This window comes from Microcoleus sp. S13_C3 (assembly GCF_036700905.1).
In the GTDB taxonomy this organism is placed as follows: domain Bacteria; phylum Cyanobacteriota; class Cyanobacteriia; order Cyanobacteriales; family Microcoleaceae; genus Microcoleus.
On sequence record NZ_JAUBPT010000372.1, the window covers coordinates 1 to 1,007 of the forward strand.

At 44.4% G+C, this 1,007-nt stretch carries 1 protein-coding gene; it reads right to left on the reverse strand.

From position 1 onward, the window contains the following. The coding region (locus tag QUA16_RS36800; RefSeq protein ID WP_333109811.1) for a reverse transcriptase N-terminal domain-containing protein at positions 1-400 on the reverse strand (400 nt) is incomplete at its 3' end. Positions 401-1,007: the final 607 nt, after the last annotated feature.

Sequence of the window (1,007 nt, forward strand, 5' to 3'; positions counted from 1 at the left end):
CTATTGTCTGCATGACTCTATCCCTGACGGTTGGGATACCGAGGGGACGCATTTTGCCATTTTTCTTGGGGATTTCTACTCGCCGAACAGGTTTTTGATTTCCACCCTTCCATGTATTAACAAATTGCACTCTTTGGGCTGGTGAGTTGATTACCTCCTTATCAATACCAGCGGTTTGTTTACCCTGATTGGTTTGAGTGATTTGTCGGACAGACAATAATAGGTTGGCGTAACTTCTCATCATTAATTTCTGCAAGTTTATGAGCTTACGGAAATTACCAGTTTCTGAGGCACGAAAGATTCTTCGACGTAGATTTCTCACGGCTTTACTCATCTGTCTCCAGTTAATCTGGCTCCAATCTTTCAGCCGTTCTCTTTGTCCGTTTACGGTCATTTTCATGGCAGTATCTAACTTGTCATTGAGTTCGATTTCTGGGTCTTTTCTTCCATTCGTGTTAGACCGAGGTTAAGTCTGCTATTACTTTCGTTCAGGAGCAAATTTTGAACTCCTATCTGAATCATTACAACTCAGCATTCGCTTTTTAACCCTTCCTCTATCCTCCAGAAAGTTGTGTCCTCGTTACCTTAGACCTACTAGGAGTTTTCGACCTCTCCTAGACTCTGTAGGACTTACCCTGTCGTATCGTTTGGTTTTACATTCTCGGTTAGGTGCTATCTAGTTCAGCGATGGGTTTAAGTTCACACGACTCATAAATAAGGGAGTTATAAATCCACCCATAATGTCCTATCAGCCTTATTTGGACACTCCCGGTATTACGCCGTTTAACGATAGTTCACTTTCGTTCACCATTCGAGAACTCTCTCTAGCTCCTGACCGACTTAGGCTGTCAGCTTCGGCTACATTCGTGGTCTGCACTCCAGTTGTTTCGTTACCTACTTGACCGTGACCGGACTCTGAGAATAGAGTCTTTTACGTGAGAGTAAGGGGTGTGAATCCCTTAGTGGAGTAGGCTCCACGTGCCAAACGACCTTTCAGGTCGCGCCCC